This is a genomic window from Paraburkholderia sp. Cy-641 (genome assembly GCF_011752945.1).
Classification (GTDB): domain Bacteria; phylum Pseudomonadota; class Gammaproteobacteria; order Burkholderiales; family Burkholderiaceae; genus Paraburkholderia.
The window spans coordinates 1-7648 of sequence record NZ_VWWM01000113.1 but is presented as its reverse complement, the minus strand read 5'-3'; the positions used below and the strand labels follow the sequence as shown (position 1 = coordinate 7648).

Annotated in this window: 8 protein-coding genes; 3 read left to right on the top strand and 5 right to left on the bottom strand. The window is 66.9% G+C overall.

All coding sequences use genetic code 11. The features are described from left to right. The 3 genes from F3J20_RS31335 to F3J20_RS31325 all read right to left on the bottom strand — a co-directional run. The coding region (locus F3J20_RS31335) for an MlaD family protein (RefSeq protein WP_167285802.1) at positions 1-944 on the bottom strand (944 nt) is incomplete at its 3' end. Positions 945-990: 46 nt separating this feature from the next. After that, the gene (locus F3J20_RS31330) at positions 991-1869 is read right to left on the bottom strand and encodes an ATP-binding cassette domain-containing protein (protein ID WP_167042445.1); all 879 of its coding nucleotides are present in this window, start codon (positions 1867-1869) and stop codon (positions 991-993) included. After that, on the bottom strand, positions 1866-2999 hold the full coding sequence (locus F3J20_RS31325; protein WP_167285801.1) for an ABC transporter permease: 1134 nt from the start codon (positions 2997-2999) through the stop codon (positions 1866-1868). The genes F3J20_RS31330 and F3J20_RS31325 overlap by 4 nt, the downstream gene beginning before the upstream one ends. A 117-nt stretch (positions 3000-3116) precedes the next feature. On the opposite strand from F3J20_RS31325, the gene F3J20_RS31320 reads away from it, so the two are divergent. The 3 genes from F3J20_RS31320 (at position 3117) to F3J20_RS31310 (ending at position 5387) form a co-directional block, all read left to right on the top strand. Continuing rightward, a complete protein-coding gene (locus tag F3J20_RS31320; protein ID WP_167042441.1) occupies positions 3117-4037 on the top strand; it encodes a biotin--[acetyl-CoA-carboxylase] ligase in 921 nt (306 codons plus the stop codon). After that, entirely contained in the window at positions 4034-4987 is a 954-nt protein-coding gene (locus tag F3J20_RS31315; protein WP_167042439.1) for a type III pantothenate kinase, read from the top strand. Before F3J20_RS31320 ends, F3J20_RS31315 begins: the two co-directional genes overlap by 4 nt. Before the next feature lie 160 nt (positions 4988-5147). Next, complete coding sequence (locus F3J20_RS31310) at positions 5148-5387, top strand: hypothetical protein (protein WP_167042437.1); 240 nt, start codon at positions 5148-5150, stop codon at positions 5385-5387. Positions 5388-5417: 30 nt separating this feature from the next. Here F3J20_RS31310 and rfaE2 read toward each other — a convergent pair whose 3' ends face one another. Then, positions 5418-5900, bottom strand: a complete 483-nt coding sequence (gene rfaE2, locus F3J20_RS31305; protein WP_167042435.1) for a D-glycero-beta-D-manno-heptose 1-phosphate adenylyltransferase — start codon at positions 5898-5900, stop codon at positions 5418-5420. A gap of 262 nt (positions 5901-6162) precedes the next feature. Next, the gene (locus tag F3J20_RS31300; RefSeq protein ID WP_167285800.1) at positions 6163-7035 is read right to left on the bottom strand and encodes a ferritin-like domain-containing protein; all 873 of its coding nucleotides are present in this window, start codon (positions 7033-7035) and stop codon (positions 6163-6165) included. Positions 7036-7648: the final 613 nt, after the last annotated feature.

Here is a 7648-nt window from a genome sequence, read left to right as displayed (position 1 = left end):
GCGGGCCCCGTGAAGCCGGCCTCGCCCGGACCCGGCGCCGGGCGCGGCGCGCCGAACAGCACGCTGCGCGGATTGGTGCTGAAGGTATCGGCGGCGCGGTCGATCGATTGCGCGGCCGAGCGCACGTCCTCGGTCAGCGAGTTCACGCGCGGCAGCGTCTCGTAGCCGACCCGCGCCGACAGATCCTGCAGCGACACGTTCATCTCGGCGAGCGCGTCGCCGGCCTGCTGCGCCGCCGTGCCGACCTTGTTCAGATTGCGCTCGAACGGGCCGTCCGGACGGTTCAGGCTCGTAATCATCCGGTTAGTCGAGGCGAGCGTGCGATTCAGCTGATCGACCGTGGCGGGCAGCTTGCCCGCGACCGGCGCGATCTGCTGGCTCAGCCCGGCGATGCCGGACGCGGCCTGCTGGATGCTCGCGGCCGTGTCGTGCAACTGCGCGACCATTTCCGGCGACAGCATGTCGTTGACGTTGTCGGTGACTTTTTCGAGCTTGCGCAGCAGCACGTCGCCGCGCTGCTGCAACTGGTCGAGCAGGCCCGGGCGCATCGGCAGCTGCGCGACCTGCTGCACCGACGACGGCAGCGGCGTCAGATCGCGCCCGGTGTCGTCGAGCTGGATGAACGCGATGCCGGTCACGCCTTGCAGGCCGAGGCTGCCGAACGTCGAATGGGTGATCGGCGCGTGTTCGTCGACCATGATGCGGATCATGATCTGCCCCGGATGGCTCGGATCGAACTTGATCGACTGCACGCGGCCGACGTCGAGACCGCGAAAGCGCACCGCCGCGTCGGCAAAAAGCCCCGTCACGTTGGTGCGCGCGATCAGGTCGTACGGCACCCGCACGGTGCGATCGACGTTGAACAGAAATGCGGCGAGCGCGACCGCCGCCGTCAGCACGACCGTGAAAAGCCCGGCCCAGAATGCGTGTGCTTTGTTTTCCATTGTCAGGTTTCCTGGTTCATGGCGGCCCGGTTCATAACGGCAGACCTCATAGCGGCAACTCGGACGACGCCGCTTCGAGCGCGGCCCGCGGCAGCTTCGCGCGGCGCTCGGGCGGCAACGCCTGCAGCGCGCGGCGCCCGCGCAGGCCGAGGAAATATTCGCGGATAAACGGATGATCGACGCCCGCCGCCTCTTCGACCGGCGCGTTGACGAGCACCTTGCGATCGGCAAGCACGGCGACGCGCGTCGAGATCGCGACCATTGTGTCGAGGTCGTGCGTAATCATCACGACCGTGAGGCCGAGCGCGCGATGCAGCGCGGAGATCAGCTCGACGAATTCGTCGGACGCCTGCGGGTCGAGCCCGGCGGTCGGTTCGTCGAGGAACAGCAGTTCGGGTTCGAGCGCGATCGCGCGCGCGATGCCGACCCGCTTGATCATGCCGCCCGACAGCGCCGACGGCATCTTCGACGCGTGCTTGCACGGCAGCCCGACCATTTCGAGCTTCAGCATCACGATGTCGCGCAGCAGGTCTTCGGGCACGCGGCCGAGCTCGCGCACCGGCTGCGCGACGTTGTCGAACACCGACAGCGACGAGAACAGCGCGCCGCGCTGGAACAGCATGCCGGAGCGGCTGCGCATCAGCAGCGCGGTGTCGGGCGAGATGGTCGCGAGGTCCTGGCCGAACAGCTTGATGGTGCCCGACGAGGGCCGCTCGAGGCCGAGAATCTGCCGCACCAGCGTGGTCTTGCCCGAACCCGAGCCGCCGACGATCGAGACGATCTCGCCGCGCCGCACCTCGAGGCTCAGGTGCTGATGCACGATGTTGCGGCCGTAGCGCTTGGTGATGTCGTTCACCTCGATCACCGGCTCGGCGATCGACGGCACGGGCTGGCCGCGCACGGCTTCGGTCAGTGGCGCGATCATCCGAGCCCCACGTTCTGGAAGAGGATCGCGAACACCGCGTCCGCGAGAATCACGATGGTGATCGAGGTCACCACCGAGGTCGTCGTGCCTTCGCCGAGACTCTGCGAATTGGCCTTGATACGGAAGCCGAAATGACAGCCGGTGATCGCGATCAGCATGCCGAACACCGCGCCCTTGCCGAGACCGATCCAGAGATTCGCGATCGGCACGACGACGGGCAGCTGCTGCGCGAAGAAGTTCATGTCGATGCCGAGCACGAGTTTCGCGGCGAGCGCGCCGCCCGTCAGCGAGATGATGTTGGTCCACATCACGAGCAGCGGCATCGCGATGCCGAGCGCGACCACGCGCGGCAGGATCAGCCGCAGGCCGTGCGGGATGCCCATCACGCGCATCGCGTCGAGTTCCTCGGTCACGCGCATCACGCCGATCTGCGCGGTGATCGCCGAGCCCGAGCGGCCCGCCACCAGAATCGCCGAGAGCACCGGGCCGAGTTCGCGGATCACCGCGAGGCCGAGAATATTGACGATGAACTGGTTCGCGCCAAAGATGCGCAACTGCTGCGCCGACAGATAGCTGAGCACGATGCCGATCAGGAACGCGACGAGCGCCGTGATCGGCAGCGCGCGCGCGCCGGCGTTGTAGATGTTCGCGGAGATTTCGGTCCACGGCGTGAGCTTCGGCTTGCGCACGATCGCGAGCAGGTCGAGCACGACGCGCCCGAGCATTGCGACGCCGCCGTACAGATGCTCGAAGAACGAGAAGAGCCCGAGGCCGAGGCGCGTGAACGGATCGAGGCGCTTGACCGGCTCGGCGCCCTCGCGCACCGTGTCGAGCAGCGCGATGCGCTCGAAGATGTCGCGTTGCGTGTCGGTGAGCGCGGTGCCGGGCGGCATCTTGTGGCCCCATACGCGCCACAGCGCCTGGCCGCCGACGTGATCCATCCTGTCGATACGCGACAGGTCCCACTCGCCGATGCCCTGCGCGCCGGTCAGCGAACGCAGCAGCGGGATCACGTGCCCGGTGTCGCGATCGCGCGCGAGCGCGAGCGCCGTCCACTGGCCCGAGAGACGGACGATCTTGCCTTGGCTGCCGGCCGCGACTTCGAGGCCGGGCGGAGTGTCGTAGTTCAAGGATCGCGGAAGCTGGTTATCGGATGAAGGGCCATTGTAGCGAACGACGGGCCGATGATGTCCGCACCGATCCGCACGCCAATCCCGCCGAAGGTCGCTGTCGCTACAATAGGTGCCATGAATGCTTCCAAGTCTCCCACGCCCTCTCCTGCAACGGCCAATGCGGCCGAGGCCGACTGGCGCATCGACCGCGAGCGCGCGGTCAGGCTGTTCGGTGCGCATGCGCATGACTGGCCGATCGAAATCGTCGAGGAAACCGGCTCGACCAATGCCGACCTGATGGCCCGCGTGAAGGCGCTGCCGCGCCGCGCGAGCGCGCTGCCGCGGCCGATCGTGCGGGTCGCGTATCTGCAAACCGCGGGGCGCGGCCGCCGCGGCCGGCCGTGGTATGCGGAACCCGGCAATGCGCTGCTGTTTTCGGTCGCCTGCGTGCTGCCGCGTCCGCTCGAAGGGCTCGCGGGACTGAGCCTCGCGGTGGGCGTCGCGCTCGTCGACGGGCTGCGCTCGCTGCCGGTCGCCGGTCCCGGGCAGATCGCATTGAAGTGGCCGAACGACGTGCTGCTCGAAGGCGACAAGCTCGCCGGCATCCTGATCGAAACCGCGTGGAGCACCGAGTACGCGAGCGCGGTCGTGATCGGCATCGGCACCAACGTGAAGGGCGCCGACGCACTCGCGGCGAAGGTCGGCGCGCTGCATGCCGACGTGCCGCCGCAGGCGCGCGGCACCGTGCCGACCGCGCTGCAGCGCGCGCTGCCGAACGCGAATCTGACCGACACGCTCGCCGCCGAGCTGAACGCGCTCGAACCGGCGTTGCAGCGCTTCGGCGCCGACGGCTTCGCGCCGTTCCAGCCGCGCTGGAACGCCGTGCATGCGTACGCGGGCCGCGACGTCGTGCTGCTCGAACAAGGCGAGGAAATCGCGCGCGGCGTGGCAGCCGGCGTCGACGAACACGGCCAGTTGCTGCTCGATACGGCCGCCGGTCGCCAGAGCATCGCGACCGGCGACGTGTCGCTGCGCCTCGCCGACGGTGCCGCATGACGCAGCACGCGCCTTCTCTGCTGATCGACGCGGGCAATAGCCGGATCAAATGGGCATGCGTGGACGCGGATGGCACGCAACTGGCGGCCGGAGCGCTAGCACACGAGGATGTCGCGCGGTACGGCTTGCAAGCCGATGCGGGGCCGGTGTCCGGTCTGCGGGGGGATTCGACGCCTGGCTTGCAGTCGGGCTTGCAGGCTGTGTCGCGGAGTAACGCGTCGGCGGGCTCGACGCCCACGTTGCGGCCTGCTTCATCGCCCGGATGGTCGGGCTTGCCGACACCGCGCGGCGCGTGGTTGTCCAACGTCGCCGGCGCGGACGTCGCGGCGCGCATTGCCGCGCTCGTCGACGCGCACTGGCCGCAACTGCCGCTCACGACGATCCGCGCGAGCGCGCGTCAATGCGGCGTCGTCAATGGCTACACGACGCCGCACACGCTCGGCAGCGATCGCTGGGCCGGCATGATCGGCGCGCATGCGGCGTTTCCCGGCGAACATCTGCTGCTCGCGACATTCGGCACCGCGACGACGCTCGAAGCGTTGCGCGCGGACGGCTCGTTCGTCGGCGGACTGATCGCGCCGGGCTGGACGCTGATGATGCGCTCGCTCGGCGAACACACCGCGCAATTGCCGACGCTCGATGCCGCGCGCGCACGCGGCCTGCTCGACGCCGGCAACGACGCCGGGGCAGGCCGCCGCGGCCCGTTTTTCGCGACCGATACGCCGCGTTCGCTCTCGGCCGGCTGCACGCTCGCGCAGGCGGGACTGGTCGAGCGCATGTGGCGCGATCTGCAGGACGAGTGGCAGGTGCCGGTGCGGCTCGTCGTCAACGGCGGCGCCGCGGACGAGGTGGCGAGCGCGCTCAAAGTACCGCATACTCGCCACGATTCGCTCGTGCTGTCGGGCCTCGCGCTGATTGCCGCCGAGGATTCGGCGCGGCAGGGCGGTTGATCGACGTCATGATCGGTGCGCGACAAATGCGGGGAGCCAAGTCCGCGACCGGCACCCGACTCGCGCACTCGTGAACCGCCACGGCAGGTCGCCCGCGCGCCCGCTTCCGGCACCTCACCCTGATCCCGGCTCAACTTCTTCTGGACTGGAACCCTCAACCATGCTTCGCGGGCTGATCGCCATTCTGATTCTTGCCAACGTGCTGGCTTTCGCCACATCGCTGGGCGCATTCGGGCCGGTGCCCAGCGCCAGTAGCCGCGAGCCCAATCACCTGAACCGGCAGATTCATCCGGAGTCGCTGACAGTGCGGCCCGTCAGCGCCGCCGATGCGGCCGACCAGGCGGTCGTCGGCGGACCGGCGCCGCAAGCGCCGATTTCGACGTCGGCGTTGCCGCAGTAGCGAAGCGGCTGAAGCGATCGAAGCAGTCGGTCAGCCCTGCGTGCGCACCTTCTTCAGCAGCGCGGTCGTCGAGCGATCGTGCTCGAACGGAATCGCCAGCGCCTTGCCGCCCCAGCCGCGCACGATTGCCGATTCGGGCAGCGCGTCCATATCGTAGTCGCCGCCCTTCACGAGCACGTCCGGCCGCAGCGCCGAAATCAGTTCGACCGGCGTTTTTTCGCCGAAGCTCACCACGTAGTCGACGCTTTCGAGCGCCGCGAGCAAGGCCATCCGGTCGGCTTCGTGGTTGATCGGCCGGTCGTCGCCCTTGCCGAGCATGCGCACCGACGCATCGCTATTCACGCCGACGATCAGACAGGCGCCGAGCGCCTTCGCATCGGCGAGATAGGTCACGTGTCCGCGATGCAGAATGTCGAACACTCCGTTCGTGAGTACGACCGGCGCGGTCAGCGAAGGACGCAGTTTCACCAGGGCATCGCGCGTCAGAATCTTGCGTTCGAAAATAGCGGGCATCGCGGGGGTATGGAAAGAGGAAAAAGAAAGTGCCGTCACGATACACGCTGGACGGCCTCAAGCAAAACGGTCCGGCAAGCTCGCGCCTGCCGGACCGTTTCTATTTGCCTTTCGATGCCGTGCTTTAAAGCAGCGCCTCAAGGCAATGCCTCAAAGCAACAGGGGAACCGTGCAACCTCGTTTGCGGTGACTGCGCCGCAGCCCGGCTCCGCGCATCGGGATCGAAGCGCCACCACCACTGCCGGCGTCAGCGCTCATGCCCTCACGCCGGTTGCGCCGGCGCCTGACCGTCGACCTGCAAACGCGCGACCACTTCCTTGCGATAACGATTCAGTTCCTGCGCCGTGTCGAACGTGCGCTCGAACAGCAGCGACAGGTTGTGGAGGATGCGCTCGACCACTTTCTTTTCCCAGCCGTCGTCGAAACGGATCTGCTCGTCGAGCCAGCGCTCGAGCCATTCCGGATCGGGCAGGCGCGATTGAATCGTGTCGCGCGGGAACAGCGCCTGATTCACGTGCAGGTTGGTCGGGTGCAGCGGCTTTTCGGTGCGGCGCGCCGACGCCATCAGCACGCCGATTTTCGCGAACGCGGCACGCGCGATGTCGCCGGTTTGCGCCATCGCCTTCTTCATGTAGCGCAGATACGCGCCGCCATGCCGCGCCTCGTCGCGCGAAATGGTTTCGTAGATGTGCTTGATGACCGGCTCGGTGTGCCATTCGGCGGCACGGCGATACCAGTGATTGAGGCGGATTTCGCCGCAGAAGTGCAGCATCAGCGTTTCGAGCGGCGGCGCGGGATCGAACTCGAAGCGCACCGCGTGCAGTTCCTCTTCGGTCGGGACCAGTTCCGGCTTGAAGCGGCGCAGATATTCCATCAGCACCAGCGAATGCTTCTGTTCCTCGAAGAACCACACGCTCATGAACGCGGAGAAATCGCTGTCGTGATGGTTGTCACGCAGAAACATTTCCGTGGCGGGCAACGCCGACCATTCGGTGATCGCGTTCATCTTGATCGTCGCGGCCTGCTCGTCGGTCAAGAGCGATGCATCGAACTTGTCCCAGGGAATGTCCTTCTCCATGTCCCAGCGAACGGATTCGAGCGATTTATAAAGTTCCGGATAAAGCATGGTGTTCATAGTCCCGCCCCTGTTCTGCGCATACTGTCTGTGTCTGTTGCTGCTACGTGTAACCGTTTTGCCACGGCGAACGAACGTACCGTTTGTCGGCCAAGCATTCAATTTTACGCGCTAATCTGCTGCCCATAGGCATCGGGAAGCAAAGAAGTCCGGGCGTTGGCACAGGAACCTGAAACATGAATCAGGCGCTGTGCGGCCAACCGTGGGTGAGGAATACCCTGTGCCTGAGGTCGAGCCAGTCTGCGTTGGAAACCGCACCGTCCAGCCCTGCGCCGGTGGTGCCGGCGGCAAACGACGCGTGGGCGGCGGGATTGGTTCTTTTCTGCGTGCCCCCAAAGCCAGATAAAGCTTACACAATCATAGCATGCGGACCAGGTGAAACCTGTGACAGAACCGGCTCGATCGCACGATGGTATTGACTTTCCGCAACACTGAGCCGAGTTCGCGGAAGCGGCAATGAGCGACGCTGCGGCAATGGCGGAGCGCGGCCGAAGCGACGCCCCGCCACCGCGCTCATTGCGGCTTCTTCGCCCCCCCTGCGCTCGCGCCAGCCGCGCGTTTGGCCGCCGGCGCCGCGCGCTTCGCGGCCGGCCGTTTCGCGGTGGGCTTCGCG